This is a genomic window from Nisaea denitrificans DSM 18348, from assembly GCF_000426505.1.
Taxonomy (GTDB): domain Bacteria; phylum Pseudomonadota; class Alphaproteobacteria; order Thalassobaculales; family Thalassobaculaceae; genus Nisaea; species Nisaea denitrificans.
Genome location: NZ_KE384531.1, coordinates 531565 through 548932, shown reverse-complemented (window position 1 = coordinate 548932; position 17368 = coordinate 531565). Strand labels below are relative to the sequence as shown.

The window sequence follows — 17368 nt, the reverse complement described above, 5'->3', positions numbered from 1 at the left end:
AGGAACCCTGTCCGTTCGATCCGTTCTGAATAGCCCGTTCACGACCTCACCACACGGAGCCGTCAGGCGGCTCTGCGCAGGAATAATCGGATTTGAACCAGCGTGGATCACGATCGGAGCATGTCCCGTTGTGTAGAATATGGGCGCATTCCCGCGCCATTAGGGGCGCCCCGCGACCACGTTTCCGAAAGCTACGGGGCAGAAATCTGCGCTGTCCGATACGGACCGGCACCCGCGTAACATAGTCACTTTGGATTTTAGGAACAATGATTTCCTTCAACCCACGCACAACCCCTGCAAAAATTAATGTTACGCTCAAGAAATCCCGTTCAGAAGACTGATTCGTAGAGATTTTATTGCAATGCGAATCGGCAATGGTTAAAAATGGTTGAGATTGCGGTATGGACGCAGATGCGGGCGCGGACCGGTGCAGATATTGAAAAGACGGATCACGACACTTCTGCTTATTCTCTGTGGCATCCTCGGCGCCACACCAGCCGCCATGGCCATAGACGGGACGGTTGAAGATATCCGCATCGGCCAGCATCCGGACAAGATCCGGTTCGTCATGGATCTCTCTCGCCCACTCGATTTCAAGGTTTTCAGTCTGGCGGACCCTTACCGGGTTATCGTTGATCTGCCGGAAGTCACCTTCTCTCGCGATGCGCACCCGGAGAACCGGCGCCCGAAAGCAATCAAGGGTTTCCGTTTCGGTCTGTTCCGTCCCGGCACGTCACGCGTGGTTATCGACACTGCACAACCCTATTCCATCGCCGCCGCCTTCTCTCTTCCCGCCAAGGGAAATCAGAGTCCGCGCATCGTGCTCGACCTGAAACCAACGACCAGGGCTGCATTCCTGACGGAATCCGCCAAGTCCGTGGCGGCAGCACAGGCAGCAAGACGCCCCATCCTGACCGCGCCAAAACCGGCGGCCCCGCCCTTGTTGACTCGGCCCCAGCGCCGGGCGAATGAAAAAGTCCTGGTGGCGATTGATGCCGGCCATGGCGGCGTCGATCCCGGCGCCATCGGAGTCTCCGGCGTCTATGAAAAACAGATCGTCCTGAATGCGGCCCGCGTGCTGAAAAGCGAGTTGGAGCGCACCGGGCGCTACAAGGTCCTGCTAACCCGGGACCGTGACGTATTCCTGCGCCTGCGAGAGCGGATCGCCATTGCCCGCAGCGCCGGTGCCGATCTTTTCGTCTCCCTGCACGCGGATTCGATCCCCAACCGCAAACTGCGCGGTGCCTCCGTCTACACGCTTTCCGAAAAAGCCTCGGACAAGGAAGCGAACCTGCTGGCGGTGAACGAAAACAAGTCGGATATCATCGCCGGCATGGACTTCGGCACGGAAACGCCTGAAGTCACCAGCATCCTGATCGACCTCGCCCAGCGCGAGACCATGAACCACTCCGCCCGCTTCGCCGGCATGCTTGTCCGCGAGATGCGCGGTGAGGTCAAATTGCTCCGGACGGCCCACCGGTTTGCCGGATTCGCCGTCCTGAAAGCTCCCGACATCCCATCTGTTCTGGTCGAACTTGGCTTCCTGTCCAACAATCACGACGAGAAGCTGCTGCGCTCCAACGCGCACCTGAAGCGTGTCGCCGGCGCGCTCCGCAGGTCCATCGACAATTATTTCGATCTCGTTCAGTCAGCGGCTCGCGCGAACTAATTTCAAAAACCCCCGTGATTTTCCTTCACGCGATAGCCACATGACATCGCGCACAATTATGTCACATTAAAAGTAGTATTCTGCGCTTGGCATGCAGCCCAACGGCTGCGCAACCGGAGGCATCAATCGGCGCATGCGCTGGGTTTTAGTTCTGTTCTCGACGTTTCTGATCGGCTGCGTGATCGCCGTTGGCGGCGTGCTGTGGGGCTTGCACCATTTTGGCCGCGGGCTGCCGGATTATAAGCAGCTCGCCGATTATGAGCCTCCGGTCATGACCCGAGTGCATGCGGGCGACGGGCGCCTGCTCAGCGAATACGCCCGCCAGCGCAGGGTTTTCGTGCCGATCGACGCGATGCCGCGCAGGGTCATCAAGGCCTTCCTCTCGGCCGAGGACAAGAATTTCTACAGCCACCCGGGCATCGATTTCATCGGCCTTGCGAAGGCCGTGATCGACAATGTGCGAAATCTCGCCCAGAACCGGCGCCCCCGAGGGGCCTCGACCATCACTCAGCAGGTGGCGAAGAACTTCCTGCTGACCAACGAAGTTTCTATCGAACGCAAGGCCAAGGAAGCCATTCTGGCGCTGCGGATCGAGCGCGCGATCAGCAAGGACCGGATCCTCGAACTCTATCTGAACGAGATTTATCTGGGCCTGCGCTCCTATGGAGTGGCGGCGGCAGCCCTGAACTATTTCGACAAGAGCCTGGACGAGTTGAGCATCGCCGAGTCCGCCTATCTGGCAGCGCTTCCGAAGGCCCCGAACAATTACCACCCGGAGCAGGATCACGACGCCGCGCTTGGCCGGCGTAACTGGGTGATCGGTCAGATGCTGGAAAACGGCTTCATCACCGCAGAGGACGCGGAGATGGCAAAGGGCCAGCCGCTCACCACGCAGAAACGGACGGTGACCGAGGTCGCGCAGGCTGATTATTTTGCCGAAGAGGTCCGGCGCTGGCTGGTCGACCGGTTCGGCGAAGACGGCCTCTATGAAGGCGGCCTCTCCGTGCGCACTACGCTTGACCCGAAGCTGCAACGCATCGCGGATGAGGCCCTGCACTGGGGATTGATACATTACGACCGCCGCCACGGCTGGCGCGGGCCGCTCGGCCGGATCGACGTCGTGGCCGGCTGGGGAGATGCGCTCGGGGAATTTCAGGTATCGGAAAGTGCTCTGCCTGGCTGGCGCAAAGCGCTTGCCCTGATCGTCGACGACAAGCAGGTGCAGATCGGCTTCGAGGACGGCTCCTTTGGCACGATCCCCCTCGGCGAAATGACCTGGGCACGGGAATGGCAAGAGAAGCAGAGGGTTGGCGGCAGCGTGAAGAGTGCCTCCAACGTCCTGACACCGGGTGACGTGATCTTCGTCGAACCCGTCACCAAGGACGACGACGGTAACGAATATCCGCCGAGTACCTATACCCTGCGTCAGGTTCCGAATGTCGAAGGCGGCCTTGTCGCCATGGACCCGCATACGGGCCGTGTGCTGGCGCTCAGCGGCGGCTGGAGTTTCCGAGACAGCCAGTTCAACCGGGTAACCCAGGCTGAACGGCAACCCGGGTCCGCCTTCAAGCCTTTCATCTATCTGGCGGCGCTCGACAACGGTTATACCCCGGCGACCCGGATCCTGGATGCGCCCTTCGTGATCGACCAGGGGCCCGGCCTCGGGAAATGGAAACCGGCGAACTACACCAAGAAATTCTACGGTCCGAGCCCGATGCGGCTGGGTATCGAAAAATCCCGGAACCTGATGACGGTGCGTCTGGCGCAGACCATCGGCATGGATCTCGTTACCGACTATGCCCGTCGTTTCGGCATTGATGATGCCATGCCGAAACATCTCTCCATGGCGCTCGGCGCCGGGGAGACCACCTTGATCCGAATGACCACGGCCTATTCCATGCTGGTAAATGGGGGCAAACGGGTCGTCCCGACCCTGATCGACCGGGTGCAGGACCGAAACGGCCGCACCATCTTCCGCCATGACGCACGAAATTGTAACGGCTGCATCACCAGCCGCTGGCGGATCGAACCGGTGCCGACAATTCCAGATACCCGCGAGCAGGTCGCCGATCCGGCCTCGGCCTATCAGATGGTCAGCATGCTGGAAGGCGTTGTGAAGCGCGGTACCGGCCGGCGGATCTCCACCATCGGAAAGCCGCTCGCCGGCAAGACCGGGACGACGAACGACAATGTCGATACCTGGTTCATCGGCTTCACGCCCGACCTTGCGGTCGGCGCCTTTGTCGGCTTTGACCAACCCAAAACGCTGGGCCCCCGGGATACCGGCTCCAATGTCGCCGCTCCCCTGTTCAAGCATTTCATGGAGAAGGCGCTCGCCGACCAGCCCTCGATTCCGTTCCGGATTCCGCCGGGCGTCCGCAAGGTCCGGATCAACGTTGCGACCGGCGCCCTCGCCCTTCCGGGTGACCGAGATGTCATGGTGGAGAGCTTCAAGAGCGGCACTGAGCCGACCGGCGAAAGCGAGATCGTGTTCGGCGGGGATACCGCCGGATGGGGTTCTGCCGGTCCCGGCAACACGGCCCCGGTTGCGGGACGCGGCTCCGGGCTATATTAAGAGCGCCCACCTCTTTCCAATCCAATCAGGGAGTGCGTCGGCCATGCGTGCCGAGATCACCGCAACCGCCGAAGAGATCAAGCAGTCGATAGAGCTGCTGAGGAGGCATCTTTGACTGGGATGTTTCCCATGTCCGCCTTTCGGAGCTGAACGCCCTCGTCGAGGATCAGAGCCTCTGGGACGATGCCAACCGCGCACAGAAACTGATGCGCGAACGGACCCAGCTTGAGAAAAACCTGAACGACGTCACGCAACTCGAACAGGACCTCGCCGACGCCGTCGAGCTTATCGAACTTGGTGAGATGGAAGAGGATGCCGATATCGTCGCCGAAGCCGAGGCAACGATCCTCAACCTCAAGGAAGTCTGCGAAAAACGCCAGATCGAGAGCCTGCTCTCCGGCGAGGCGGATGGCTTCGACTGCTATCTCGAAGTCCATGCAGGCGCCGGCGGAACGGAAGCCCAGGACTGGGCCTCGATGCTGCTGCGCATGTATACGCGCTGGTGCGAGAGCCACGGCTACAAGGTCGAGTGGCTGGAAGAAAGCGCCGGTGAAGAAGCCGGGCTGAAATCCGCCACGATCAAGGTCAGCGGACATAATGCCTATGGCTGGTTGAAGACAGAGAGCGGCGTTCATCGCCTGGTGCGGATCTCGCCCTATGACAGTGCCGCGCGCCGCCATACCAGCTTTTCCAGCATCTGGGTCTATCCCGTGATCGATGACAGCATCGAGATCGTGATCGAAGACAAGGACATCCGGGTCGACACCTACCGTGCCTCTGGCGCCGGTGGGCAGCACGTCAACCGGACCGATTCGGCCGTCCGTATTACCCACCTCGCAACCGGTATCGTTGCGCAGTGCCAGAACGACCGCTCCCAGCATCGCAACCGGGCAACTGCCATGGACATGCTGAAAGCCCGTCTCTACGAGGCGGAGCTACAACGGCGCGAGGATGAGGCAACCGAGATCGAGGCCGGAAAATCCGATATCGGCTGGGGCCACCAGATCCGCTCTTACGTGCTGCAGCCCTATCAGATGGTGAAGGACCTGCGGACCAACGTGGAGACCTCTGCGACACAGGCCGTGCTTGATGGCGATATCGACCAGTTCCTGGAAGCCTCACTGGCCCAGAAACTAGGCGACGGGAACGCCAGCACGCCGGATTAATCCGGTCAGGTCAGGCAAAAGAGCCGCTGGCTCCGAGGAGGTTCGCGAGCCCATGAGCTTGTATTTCGAAGAATTGGACTATCGGCCCACGCCGATCGGCCCCATCAGTCTCCGGCGACGGCGCGAGCTGTCGCTCGGAGTCGATGTCTTCGAGATCATGCTCGGCGACGAGCACCTCATGTCCAGCCTGTTCACGGTCTCCGAGATCGCCCTCGCCAGGCTGGGACTTGCTGCACTCACCGGTGACAAGCTCGACATCCTGGTCGGCGGGCTCGGCCTTGGCTACACGGCTAAGGCCGTCCTGGAGCATGACAGCGTCGGCTCGCTGTTAGTGATCGATATGCTGGAGGCTGTGATCGACTGGCACCGCGCCGGGCTGCTACCGCTCGGCACGGCGGTGGCGGACGACGCCCGCTGTAAGCTGGTGCAGGGAGACTTCTTCGCCGGAGCAGCCAGCATGGCCGGGTTCGATCCCAACGCCCCCGGCCGCCGGTTCGACGCCATCCTGGTGGATATCGACCATTCGCCCGAAGCTCTGCTCGACAACCGCAGTGCCGGATTTTACGGCCCCGAAGGGCTCAGCGCCCTCGCAGCGCATCTCCAGCCCGGCGGCATCTTCGGCCTCTGGTCGGACGACGGTCCAGATCCGGCCTTCACCGAGCGGCTTTCAGACGTGTTCGCCGAAGCCTGGGCCGAACCGGTATCATTCCACAACCCGCTGCAAGACCGCCCCTTCACACAGACGGTTTACCTTGCGCGCACGGCGGTAGCGGGCTAGGGCGAAGCCTTAAGGCTTCGCCTTGCCGATCGGCGTCACATTGGCAGGATCAGCGGCCGAGCTGTCTTTCGGCGACTCGTCGGCTTTGTTCTCGGGGGACGCGCCAGACGGGACGTCATCGCTTTCGTCCACTTTCCGCTGCAAACGCAGATAAGAGCGGTAGCTGAGCGGAAGTGACAGCAGGTAGGTGGTGATAAAAGCCGCAAAGAACTGCCAGGGAGCGCTGACCAGCCAGGCAACACAGCCGCCAACCACGATCAGAAGCGGTAGCACCAGTTTCTGCGGCACCCGGACGCCTTTGAAGGAATAGGTCGGGACCTGCGAGACCATCAGCAGGCCGACAACAACCTGCCAGATCGCGAGGAAGTGCGGCTGGTGCAGGAAGCCGAAATCCACCTCAAAACTCAGAATCAGGGGCAGCAGCCCCAGGCCGGCGGCAGCCGGCGCCGGCACCCCGGTAAAGAAGCGGTAGGTGAAGGGCGGCAGCGTGGGATCTTCGGTCTTCGTGTTGAAGCGGGCCAGACGCAGCGCCATGCAGGTGGCGAAGAACAGGGCCGCCATCCAGCCGAAGCTTTTCAGTTCCTGGGTCGACCAGAGGAACAGGATTAGCGCCGGTGAGACGCCGAAGCTGATGAAGTCGCCGAGCGAGTCGAGCTCGGCGCCGAACTTGCTCTGGCCCTTCAGGAGCCGGGCCATGCTGCCGTCGAGCGTGTCCAGAATAGCAGCGACAGCGATGGCGCCGACAGCCAACGTCCATTGCTCGTTCAGGGCGAACCGGACCCCGGACAGCCCGGCGCACAACGCCATGACCGTAATCATGTTCGGAATCAGCTTGCTGATCGAAATCACCGGAAGCCGGCGCCGTCTGCCCCTGATCATGGTGCTTTTATCCGTGTCCAGTTGTCGGAACCGCCAGTACCTAGCGGATCTCGCCCTTACGCGCCGCCTCGGCGGAATTCAGATCGGCAATCACTGTCTCGCCCGCAACCGCGCGCTGCCCAACCGTAACCAAAGGATTGACGCCTTTCGGAAGATAGACATCGACCCGACTACCAAAGCGGATCAGGCCGAACCGCTCACCAGCCTGCACAGCCTGATCTTCTTGAAGATAGCAGATGATGCGACGTGCAACCAAACCGGCGATCTGGACAAAGGCGACCTTGCGGCCATCTTTCATCTCGACCGCGACCAGCTGCCGTTCGTTCTCTTCGCTCGCCTTGTCGAAAGCGGCGTTGACGAACTTGCCCGGAACATACGCCAGTTTGCAGACCTTCCCGTCGATCGGAATGCGGTTCACGTGGCAATCGAACACGTTCATGAAGACACTGACCCGGCACATCGGCTCATCGCCCATGTCGAGCTGCTTCGGCGGCGGCGCATCGACGATCATCTGAACCACACCGTCGGCAGGAGTGATGACCAGCCCTTCGCGGCTCGGGGTCACCCGGTCCGGATTACGGAAAAAGTAGATGCACCACATCGTCAGCACGAGACCGACAAAGCCCAGCGGCTCCCAAACGGCATAGAGCAGCAGTGTCAGCACCGCGAAGGCGGCGATGAACGGGTAGCCTTCGCGTGCCACGGGGACCAATACCCCCTTCAGAACGCCGTCGTCCTGCTGATTTAACATATGTTTTCCGTCCGGTTAGTTGACTGTCGGCAACCCAAAGACCTGGCCCGGATAGATCAGGTCGGGATCGCGGATCTGGTCGCTGTTCGCCTGATAAATCTCGGTATAGCGGAAGCCGGAGCCATAGACCCGGCTGGCGATCCGCCAGAGGTTGTTGCCCGGCTGTATAATCACGACCGAGTCTTTCGGCAATCCCATGATCGGCACGGCCCGAATGAAGGGCAACTCGATCCGTGCCACCACCTGGCCGCTTGCGGTTACTTTGTCGACTCGCACCTGATGGGTTCCGGCTTCGATATTCTGCTCCGGCTTCGCCGACCAGTTTCCATCGGCATCGGATGTTGCGCGCGCCGCCAAGGCGTTGTCGACATAGACCTGAACCTCGGTATCGGGCGCGGTCTTGCCACTGAAAACGACAGCGCCTGAGTCATCATAATCGATCACGTCGAGCGTCACATTGGTCTCGGAACTCGCGGAAGCAACTCCCTCCTCCTTTGCCGTCGCGGTCTCGGGGAAGGACTTGACCTTCGGCGCATCTGCGGTCGGCTCTACGGGCTCAGGTTTCGGCGCCGGCGCCTGCAAGACCTTGGTCGGCGCACTGGATGCCTGATCGCGCGGCACCACCATTGCCAGCGGCTTTTCCGTCGCTTTGCTCGCGCGCCCGGCGATGTCCTTGCCCTTTTCCGGGATAACGACGACAACCGCATTCTCGGACTTGGACGGAGTGTCTGCATCCTTGCCGGTATCGCTTTCAAGAGTCAGCACACTGCTGCCCGAGGGTAGTTTTTTCTCCGGAAGGAAGACCCAGTCGCCCTTATCGTCGGCCTGGACCTCGCCGATTTTCTGCTCGCCGTCCATGATCCGGACATTCGCGTTCGGCTTCGCCTTACCCGCTATGACCGTGTTGCCTTCCGGATCGACGCGGACGACATCGAAGCTCGGCTCTGCCAGATCCGCTTTCTCGACTGACGGCTCCGGCGCCTTGGCGGTTGCAGGAGTGCTCGTCGTTCCTGGCGCTTTTGCAGCGGGGGCAGGCGGGACCGTCGGATTTGGCGTGCTCGCGGTTTGCACCGGAAGCGGCAAACCGCCCTCTTCCTTGGTCCAGTAAAAAAGCCCCCCCGCCAAGACGAGTACCAAGATTCCGGCGGCGCCGATCAGATACGGCTTCGATAACATGCTCTGGGACTCCATCACGCGGTCGGATGACAATAAACCCTTACAATCGCGGGCGCAATGCAGCGGAAAACTGTGATTTCATGCGACTTGACCGAACCTTTGCAGGGTGAGATAGACGAACGTATGAAAGAGAAAAAATCCATCTGCGTATTCTGCGGTTCCTCCGGGAGAGTCGATGAAGCCTACCGGCAGGCCGCAACCCAGTTCGGCACCCTAGTCGGCGAGAACGGATTCGATCTCGTCTATGGCGGTGGCCATGTCGGCCTGATGGGGATAACCGCGGACGCGGCGCTCGCTGCGGGCGCGTCTGTCCTCGGCGTGATCCCGAAGTTCCTGCAGGAGTATGAAGTCGGTCATGACGGGCTGAACGAGCTGATCGTCACCGACAACATGCATGACCGTAAGCGGATCATGTATGAGCGCTCCGATGCGTTCGTGATCCTGCCTGGCGGCCTCGGCACCATGGACGAGACCTTCGAGGTTGTGACCTGGACACAGCTCGGCCTCTCCGCAAAGCCGGTAGTAGTTGCCAATATCAACGGGTTCTGGGACCCGCTGATAGCGCTTGTCGATCATCTGGTCGAAACAGGGTTTGCACGAGACGAGAACAGGTCGATCCTGCAGATCGCGGACAGTGTCGAGAATGTTTTCCCGATGATTGCAGCCGCCCCGGTAAGCCACGGGAAAGTGGACTCAAAGTGGGTCTAACCGTCTCTGAAATCCTGCTTTAGACTAGTACATCGGCGGCAGGCCCCTAGCGCGCATCTTGCATTGCGCTGCCTAGCTGATATTTTGCCGCCGCAGCTCAAAAGAATCCATCCACAAGGGAGCCAGCTAGATGGCGAAGATCAAGGTCAAAAATCCTATCGTCGAGCTCGACGGCGACGAGATGACCCGGATCATCTGGGAGATGATCAAGGAAAAACTCATCCTTCCGTACCTCGATGTCGATCTCAAATATTACGACCTCGGTATGGAAAAGCGCGACGAGACGAACGACCAGATCACCATCGACTCCGCGAACGCGATCAAGGAATACGGCGTCGGCGTCAAGTGCGCGACCATCACGCCGGACGAAGATCGGGTTAAGGAATTCGGCCTGAAGAAGATGTGGCGCTCGCCGAACGGCACCATCCGAAACATCCTCGGCGGCACCGTGTTCCGTCAGCCGATCATCTGCAAGAACGTGCCCCGGCTGGTTCCGGGCTGGACGCAGCCGATCGTCATCGGCCGTCACGCCTTTGGTGACCAGTATCGCGCCACCGACATGGTAGTGAAGGGCCCCGGCAAGCTGACCATGACTTTCCAGCCGGCCGACGGCGGCGATGCCATTACCCACGAAGTATTCGACTTCCCGGGTGGCGGTGTTGCCATGTCCATGTACAACCTGGACGACTCGATCCGCGGTTTCGCGCGGGCCTGCCTGAACTACGGTCTCGATCTCGGCTGGCCGGTCTATCTCTCGACCAAGAACACCATCCTCAAGGCCTATGACGGCCGCTTCAAGGACCTGTTCCAGGAAGTTTTCGAGGAAGAGTTCGAGTCGAAGTTCAAAGCCAAGGGCATCATCTACGAGCACCGTCTGATCGACGACATGGTCGCGGCCGCGATGAAATGGTCCGGCGGTTTCGTCTGGGCCTGTAAGAACTATGACGGCGACGTGCAGTCCGACACCGTGGCCCAGGGCTTCGGCTCGCTCGGCCTGATGACCTCCGTGCTGATGACCCCGGACGGGAAGACGGTCGAAGCGGAAGCCGCCCACGGCACCGTTACGCGTCACTACCGTCAGCATCAGCAGGGCAAGGAAACCTCGACCAACCCGATCGCCTCGATCTTCGCCTGGAGCCGTGGCCTCGCCTACCGCGCCAAGTTCGACGAGACACCGGAAGTGGCGAAGTTCGCCGAAGCTCTGGAAAAAGTCTGCGTCGACACAGTCGAGTCCGGCGACATGACCAAGGATCTGGCGCTGCTGATCAGCCCGGACCAGCCCTGGCTCACCACCCAGCAGTTCCTGTCCAAACTGGACGAGAACCTGCAGAAGGCGATGGGCTAACAGATCTCCGGCATTGTCGGACAAGCGGGCCGCCTTCGGGCGGCCCGTTTTCGTTTCGGGCGAATGTTCTGGCCAACCCGCCGCCGGAAACGCTTTATTCGATTTCGGGGAGAGTGGGACCGATGGATTTCTACCATATTTACTGCGACCTGAAGCCGGACGTGTCTGACATGGAGTTCGCAGACTCCGTGCAGAGCTATTTCGCACACCTGAAGCAGGAAGGCCTGATCGAAGGCTCCCGGATCACCCGGCGCAAGCTCGGACTCGGCCCCTCCGACGGCACCGAATTCCATATGTGGCTCGAGACGAAGGACCTGGCGCAACTCGATGCCGCCTTCAACCACGTCTCGACCCGCAGCGAGCCGGTCGAGAGCTTTCATCATGCGGTGAACTCGAAGGTCCAGAACGTCCGCTTCACGCTCTACCGCGATTTCCCGGACCCGCAGCGCCAGCGTGGCGAGGAGCGATTCTGATCTTGGAAAACGAACTCTTCTACTACGGTGTCATTGCACTAGGCGCCTTTGCCGGTGCACTCGCTTCCGGGCTCGCCGGTTTTGCTTTCGCCATCACCTCGCTCGGTATCTGGGCGCACGTCCTGAGCCCGGCGGAAGCCGCGCCGATGGTGGTGATCTGCTCTCTTCTGGTGCTGCTCAGCACTTTCGCGGCGATCTGGCGCTCTATCGATTTCCGCTCGGCCTGGGTATTTATCCTGGGCGGCCTGATCGGTGTTCCTGCCGGCGTCGCCCTGCTGCCCCTGGTCGATCCCGGTCCCTTCCGGATCTTCGTCGGCGCCACACTGATCCTCTATTGCGGGGGCCTATTGCTGAGCGGCCGATTTCCCGCCATCACCGGCAAGCATCCTTTTTTGAACGGTCTGGTTGGCCTTGGCGGCGGTATCATGGGCGGTTTCGCCGGCCTCTCCGGTGTATTGCCGACGATCTGGTGCAGCCTGATGAAATGGCCGAAGGACAAGCAGCGGGCAACCTTCCAGTTGTTCAATGCCGCCATGCACAGCGCCACCCTGACCCTCTACATTCTTCAGGACAGGCTGCCGGACAATGTCCTGACGCTGCTCGGAGCCTCCGCCCCGGCCCTGATCCTCGGCAGTGCCCTCGGGTTTCTGCTCTATCGCCGGATTAACGACGCGCAATTCAAGAAAGTGCTGCTCTGGATGCTCGGCATTTCCGGGATTGGGTTGCTGATCCCTGCCCTCTAGGACGGTACCGCTTCCGGCGCATACTGAGCCAAAAACTCCTGGCTTGGCGCGATCGGTGTGATGACATCGATCAGCACTCCGTTCGGGTCCTGCGTGATGAAATGGCGTTGTCCGAACGGCTCATCCCGCAGCGGCAACAGTACCGGCAGTGCCGCCGCCTCAACCCGAGCATATTCCGCATCCACGTCATCTACTTCGAAATTGAGGATCAGCCCGGCTGTACGGCCGCGGCCACTCTCGGGGATCGTCTCATGGTCGCCCTGAAGCACGGCGATATTTACAGACTCGTCTTCCTTTGACTGAAGATGGACGTACCAATCGCTCTCGAAAGCCGGCTCGAAGCGGAAGTGCTCCCGGTAGAACCGCACTGTTCCAGGAACATCGCCGGTCAGAATGACCGGATAGAACTGCATACATTTCATCCCTTTCGCTCCCTCTCGCATTTACATACAGTGTGCATGTAAAACTCAATAAACATACAGGCTGTATGTATGCAAGAAAATTCCGGCCACCGTTCCAATCGCGAGCGCACCAGGGAAACCCGCGCGGCCCTGCTCTCCGCGGCTCGAGCCCTCTTCGTCGAGAAGGGCTATGCGGACACCGGCACGCCAGAGATCGTGAAAGCGGCAAATGTCACCCGCGGTGCGCTCTATCACCATTTTCGGGACAAGGAAGACCTGTTCCGCGCTGTCGTCGAACGGGAGGCAGTGGCGGTAAGCTCGGAAATCGAACGAAACGCCTGCGCCGCCGCAACGCCTCTAGATGCGCTGATATCGGGATCGAATGCCTATTTCGACGCAATGGCCATAGAAGGCCGTGCCCGTCTGCTTCTGCTCGACGGGCCGGCCGTGCTCGGTCCGGAGGAGATGTCCCGCATCGACAGGGAGACCGGCGGCGGATCGTTGCTGGACGGGCTTGCCGCACTTTTCGGCCGGGCTCCGGATCCGGAAATGCAGGCCCTTGCGGATTTGCTCTCCGCCTCGTTCGATCGTGCAGCACTCGCCATCGCACAAAGCGCCCGCCGCGACGACTACGAAAGTGCTATGGCAACATTGCTCAACACGCTCACCGTGGCAGTAGCCGGAACTTGATCAGCCAGGACAGGGAGCCTGCCTGCGTTTAGGTGCTGGTCCCGTCGGCGACCTCGCCCCGGCGATCAAGGGCAGCCCAAAGGCCCGGATAGTTACGGACCAGCCCCGCTTCATCCAGAAGCAGCATCGCTTTGAAGCCATTGGCCGGTGATACGTACTCAAACCGGTCATTCGTCACGCGGCGATAGATCTGACGGAGCGGCTTCAGACTCCAGTCGGCCTCGTCGAGCCAGGCGGCTGTGGTTTCAACGGCAGTGCCAGGGGCCAGACAGCTCCGCCTGAAAGCAACCGTGTTTGTTGCCGGGGTAAAGCCGAGGTCAATGTCCGACGCCCCCATAACGGCCGGGACCGGCTTTTCGTTGCAGGTCCAGCCTCCGTCATCGTCCCGCCGGATAATGAGATCAATCCGGCGGCCATCCGCCCATCCAAGCAAACGCACTTTCCGGGTCACCCACTCGCTATCGCAGGCGATATGATAATCGAGATGTAACGGCATTCCGCCGTGAAGCCCGGTTGCGGTGCCCTTGAGATGCCACGCGTCTTCGCTCCGCTTGATGCGGCAAAGGTCCGTGCCCGGCTCATCCAGCCGTTGCCAGATGATGTATCGCGTCGCCTTCATTTGCCTTCCTGAACCATCAGGTCTTCGATCAGCCAGGCCAACGAGGCCGGTCAATGGAAATCCCGGCTTACCACCTTCAGGTCCGGTTTCATATTACGGGGATGAGTGTGGAGCGGCTTTGACGGACGGATCTGCTCCGGGTTCGGCGCCGGGCGGAGCGTCAGTTTCGGGCGCGGCGGTTTCTCACGGTAATCTTCCTGCGGCCGGGAGATCTCGTCCGCATTGGCAATGGCCCCGTTAAACCCGGCCTCGTCCACGGTACCGTCAGTCAGCCATCCAAGCCTGTAGGTCAGGTCCTCCAGCTTTTCGACCACCACGTGGATCACCCGCCCCTCCCGCTGCACCAACCCGGTGACGCCAAGAAACTTGGCGCCGAGCACGATGCGGCGAAACTGCTCGAACCGGTCTGGCCAGACGATCAGGTTTGCGACGCTGCTCTCGTCCTCCAGAGTGATAAAGATAATACCCTTTGCCGTACCGGGGCGCTGACGCACCAGCACCAGACCGCCAAGCCGGACCCGCTTGCCGTCGCGCATCCGGCCGAGATCCTCGCAGCGGATACAGCCGTCGCCATAAAGACTGGGGCGCAGCAAGGATATCGGATGCGCCTTGAGAGACAGATGGAGCGCGGCATAATCCTCCACCACCTGTTCCCCGAGTGGCGCCGCCGGGAGATGCACCGCCGCTTCCTGCAGCGTGATATGTGCCTGCTCCCGGACTTCGGCTGCAAGGAAGAGCGGCAAGCCGCCCGAGTCCCGATCCGACCGGACCGGGCCGGTCACAGCACGGGCAAGGCCGCGGACAGCCCAGAACACCTCGCGCCGGGCCAGCCCCATTGAAGCAAAGGCATCGCCCCGCGCCAGCATTTCCAGCACCGGAGGCGTGATCCCGGCCCGGCGCCAGAGCTCACCGGGATCGCGGTATCCCTGCCCCCGGCAGGCCGCGATCATGTCGGCATCTTCCTCACGCATGCCCTTGATCTGCCGAAGCCCCAGGCGGAGCGCAAAACGGCCCGTTCCATCCGGCTCAAGATCGCTGTCCCAGCCACTGCGATTGACGTCCGGCGGCAGCACGGTGACGCCGTGCTCGCGCGCATCCCGGACGATCTGTGCCGGGGCGTAAAAACCCATCGGCTGCGAATTCAGCAACGCCGCAGCGAACACCGCCGGATACCGGCACTTGAACCAGCTTGAGACATAAACCAGCAGAGCAAAACTGGCGGCATGGCTTTCCGGGAACCCGTAATTGCCGAACCCCTCGATTTGCCGGAAGCAACGCTCGGCGAATTCACGCTCATACTTCCGCTCCACCATGCCTTCGATCATCTTGTCGTGGAACTGGCCGATCTGACCGGTCTTCTTGAAAGTCGCCATGGCGCGGCGCAACCGGTCCGCCTCCGAGGGCGTGAACCCGGCCGCGACGATGGCGATCTTCATCGCCTGCTCCTGAAAGAGCGGCACGCCGAGCGTCTTGCCCAGCACCTTCCGCAACTCTTCGGACGGAAACTCTACCGGCTCGATCCCGTCGCGGCGGCGAAGATACGGATGCACCATGTCGCCCTGGATCGGCCCCGGCCGGACAATTGCGACCTCGATGACAAGGTCATAGAAATTGCGCGGGCGCAGGCGCGGCAGCATCGCCATCTGGGCCCGGCTCTCCACCTGGAAGACACCGAGGCTGTCTCCCCGGCTGAGCATGTCATAGACTTTTGGGTCCTCCGCCGGCACGGAGGCGAGATCGTATTCGAGCCCGTAATGGCGCTGCAGCAGGGTGAATGCCTTCTGCACGCAACTCAGCATGCCAAGGGCGAGAACGTCGACCTTGAGCATTCCCAGCGCATCGAGATCATCCTTGTCCCATTCGATCACGGTGCGGTCCTGCATCGCCGCATTCTCGATCGGCACCAACTCGTCCAGGCGCCCGCGGGTGATGACAAAGCCGCCGACATGCTGGGAGAGATGGCGGGGAAAGCCCATCAGCTGCCGGGTGAGATTCATCGCCATGGCAAGCCGCCTGTCTGCCGGGTCGAGACCGACCTCGCGGATCCGGTCGTCCGAGACACCATCTCCGTGCCGCCCCCAGACCTGTGACGACAACAGGCCGACCACATCCTCAGACAACCCCATCGCCTTGCCCACATCCCGCAACGCGCTTCGGGAACGGTAGCTGATTACTGTGGCCGCCAGACCGGCACGCTCCCTTCCGTATTTCCGATAGATGTACTGGATGACCTCCTCGCGCCGCTCATGCTCGAAATCGACATCGATGTCGGGCGGCTCGTCGCGTTCCTCGCTGACAAATCGCTCGAACAGCAGATCGGCCCGGGACGGATCGACAGAGGTGATGCCGAGGCAGTAGCAGACCGCAGAATTCGCCGCCGAGCCCCGGCCCTGACAGAGGATATTCCGGCTTCGGGCGAAGCGGACCATGTCGTAAACGGTCAGGAAGTATGGGGCGTAGTCGAGCCGGGCGATCAGATCCAGCTCATGCCGTAGCTGGATCTGCACCGGTTGCGGAATGCCTTCGGGATAGCGTTCGGCAGCACCGGCAAGGGTCTGCGCCTCAAGCTCTGCCTGAACCGGCCGGCCGTTCGGAGCGATCTCGTCGGGATATTCATAGGCCAGCTCGTCCAGTGAGAACTGGCATCGGTCGGCAATATGGACCGTTTCGGCGACGGCGTCGGGCCAGTCCCGGAACAGCCGGGCCATCTCTCCCGGCGGCTTCAGATAACGCTCCGCATTGGCATCGAGCCGCCAGCCCGCGTCGTCTATCCGGCAATGCGCGCGAATACAGGTCAATACATCCTGCAGCGGGCGGCGCTCCGGTATGTGATAATGCACGTCATTGGTTGCGACCAAGGGAAGACCCGCTCCGCGGGCGAGCGTGGCGAGCGCTCGCAGTCTCCGGGCGTCATCTCCGTGATAGAGCATGCTGGCGGCGAGGTGACAGGCTGCAGGACAAGCCTCCGCCCAGAACTTGAGATCCGCAGCATAGTCTTCCGGAAGACGGGGTGGCGGCAGCAGCAGAAAGAGCTGGCCTTCACCATGCTCGATCACATCCTGACGGGTGAGCAGGCATTCCCCTTTTGCGGCCCGGCGTTTGCCGACACTCAGCATACGGGAAAGCCGGGCATAGGCAGGCCGGTCAGTCGGCAGACAGATCAGACGCGTGCCGTCCTCAAGGTCAAGACACGCGCCGACGATCAGCTTTATGCCATGTGCCCTGGCGGCAATATGGGCCCGGACCACACCGGCGAGGCTGTTCCGGTCAGCGATGGCAATGGCCGCATGGCCCAGCCGAGCGGCCGTCTCTACCAGTTCTTCCGGATGAGAAGCCCCCCGCAGGAAACTGAAGTTACTGGAGACGTGAAGCTCGGCATATCCGGACATGGGTCC

General features: G+C 61.3%; 15 protein-coding genes. 9 read left to right on the top strand and 6 right to left on the bottom strand.

The features are described from left to right. Window positions 1–427: 427 nt before the first annotated feature. The 4 genes from K328_RS25030 (at window position 428) to K328_RS0119540 (ending at window position 6188) form a co-directional block, all read left to right on the top strand. Window positions 428–1669, top strand: coding sequence for an N-acetylmuramoyl-L-alanine amidase (locus tag K328_RS25030; protein WP_425411527.1), 1242 nt, complete (start codon window positions 428–430; stop codon window positions 1667–1669). Window positions 1670–1802: 133 nt separating this feature from the next. Next, window positions 1803–4244, top strand: a complete 2442-nt coding sequence (locus K328_RS25025; RefSeq protein ID WP_036555183.1) for a penicillin-binding protein 1A — start codon at window positions 1803–1805, stop codon at window positions 4242–4244. Between the two features lie 43 nt (window positions 4245–4287). Next, window positions 4288–5410 (top strand): peptide chain release factor 2 gene (gene prfB, locus K328_RS0119545; protein ID WP_156901500.1). Its coding sequence is split into 2 segments (ribosomal slippage): window positions 4288–4356 and window positions 4358–5410, totalling 1122 coding nucleotides; the frame shifts between segments, so codons are not numbered across the junction. A gap of 52 nt (window positions 5411–5462) precedes the next feature. Then, window positions 5463–6188, top strand: coding sequence for a spermine/spermidine synthase domain-containing protein (locus K328_RS0119540; protein WP_028467415.1), 726 nt, complete (start codon window positions 5463–5465; stop codon window positions 6186–6188). Window positions 6189–6197: 9 nt separating this feature from the next. On the opposite strand, the gene K328_RS25020 is transcribed toward K328_RS0119540, so the two are convergent. Genes K328_RS25020 through K328_RS0119525 form a run of 3 tightly spaced genes read right to left on the bottom strand, consistent with a single transcriptional unit; the run spans window position 6198 to window position 8994 of the window. After that, window positions 6198–7067: a CDP-alcohol phosphatidyltransferase family protein gene (locus K328_RS25020; protein ID WP_051285189.1), complete on the bottom strand. Its 870-nt coding sequence runs from the start codon at window positions 7065–7067 to the stop codon at window positions 6198–6200. Window positions 7068–7107: 40 nt separating this feature from the next. After that, window positions 7108–7818 (bottom strand): phosphatidylserine decarboxylase, encoded by a 711-nt coding sequence (locus K328_RS0119530; RefSeq protein ID WP_036554956.1) that lies wholly within the window; start codon window positions 7816–7818, stop codon window positions 7108–7110. A 15-nt stretch (window positions 7819–7833) separates the two neighbouring features. After that, window positions 7834–8994 carry a LysM peptidoglycan-binding domain-containing protein gene (locus K328_RS0119525; protein WP_036554953.1) on the bottom strand — a complete coding sequence of 387 codons (1161 nt, stop codon included), beginning with the start codon at window positions 8992–8994 and terminating at the stop codon, window positions 7834–7836. Between the two features lie 123 nt (window positions 8995–9117). Here K328_RS0119525 and K328_RS0119520 point away from each other — a divergent pair, with 123 nt between their 5' ends. The 4 genes from K328_RS0119520 to K328_RS0119505 all read left to right on the top strand — a co-directional run bounded on the left by K328_RS0119520 (window position 9118) and on the right by K328_RS0119505 (window position 12263). Next, a complete protein-coding gene (locus tag K328_RS0119520) occupies window positions 9118–9702 on the top strand; it encodes an LOG family protein (RefSeq protein ID WP_028467412.1) in 585 nt (194 codons plus the stop codon). A gap of 130 nt (window positions 9703–9832) precedes the next feature. After that, window positions 9833–11047, top strand: a complete 1215-nt coding sequence (locus tag K328_RS0119515; protein WP_028467411.1) for an NADP-dependent isocitrate dehydrogenase — start codon at window positions 9833–9835, stop codon at window positions 11045–11047. 122 nt (window positions 11048–11169) lie between these two features. Then, on the top strand, window positions 11170–11520 hold the full coding sequence (locus K328_RS0119510; protein ID WP_028467410.1) for a DUF6614 family protein: 351 nt from the start codon (window positions 11170–11172) through the stop codon (window positions 11518–11520). Window positions 11521–11522: 2 nt separating this feature from the next. After that, window positions 11523–12263, top strand: coding sequence for a sulfite exporter TauE/SafE family protein (locus tag K328_RS0119505; RefSeq protein ID WP_036554950.1), 741 nt, complete (start codon window positions 11523–11525; stop codon window positions 12261–12263). On the opposite strand, the gene K328_RS0119500 is transcribed toward K328_RS0119505, so the two are convergent. After that, window positions 12260–12676: a VOC family protein gene (locus tag K328_RS0119500; protein WP_245577599.1), complete on the bottom strand. Its 417-nt coding sequence runs from the start codon at window positions 12674–12676 to the stop codon at window positions 12260–12262. The genes K328_RS0119505 and K328_RS0119500 overlap by 4 nt on opposite strands. A gap of 78 nt (window positions 12677–12754) precedes the next feature. On the opposite strand from K328_RS0119500, the gene K328_RS27090 reads away from it, so the two are divergent. Next, window positions 12755–13354, top strand: coding sequence for a TetR/AcrR family transcriptional regulator (locus tag K328_RS27090; protein ID WP_028467407.1), 600 nt, complete (start codon window positions 12755–12757; stop codon window positions 13352–13354). Between the two features lie 28 nt (window positions 13355–13382). Here the strand turns inward: K328_RS27090 and K328_RS25015 are convergent, their stop codons facing one another. Both K328_RS25015 and K328_RS0119485 read right to left on the bottom strand, forming a co-directional pair. After that, complete coding sequence (locus tag K328_RS25015) at window positions 13383–13973, bottom strand: putative glycolipid-binding domain-containing protein (protein ID WP_036554947.1); 591 nt, start codon at window positions 13971–13973, stop codon at window positions 13383–13385. 50 nt (window positions 13974–14023) lie between these two features. Continuing rightward, window positions 14024–17362, bottom strand: coding sequence for an error-prone DNA polymerase (locus tag K328_RS0119485; protein ID WP_028467406.1), 3339 nt, complete (start codon window positions 17360–17362; stop codon window positions 14024–14026). Between the last annotated feature and the right edge of the window lie 6 nt (window positions 17363–17368).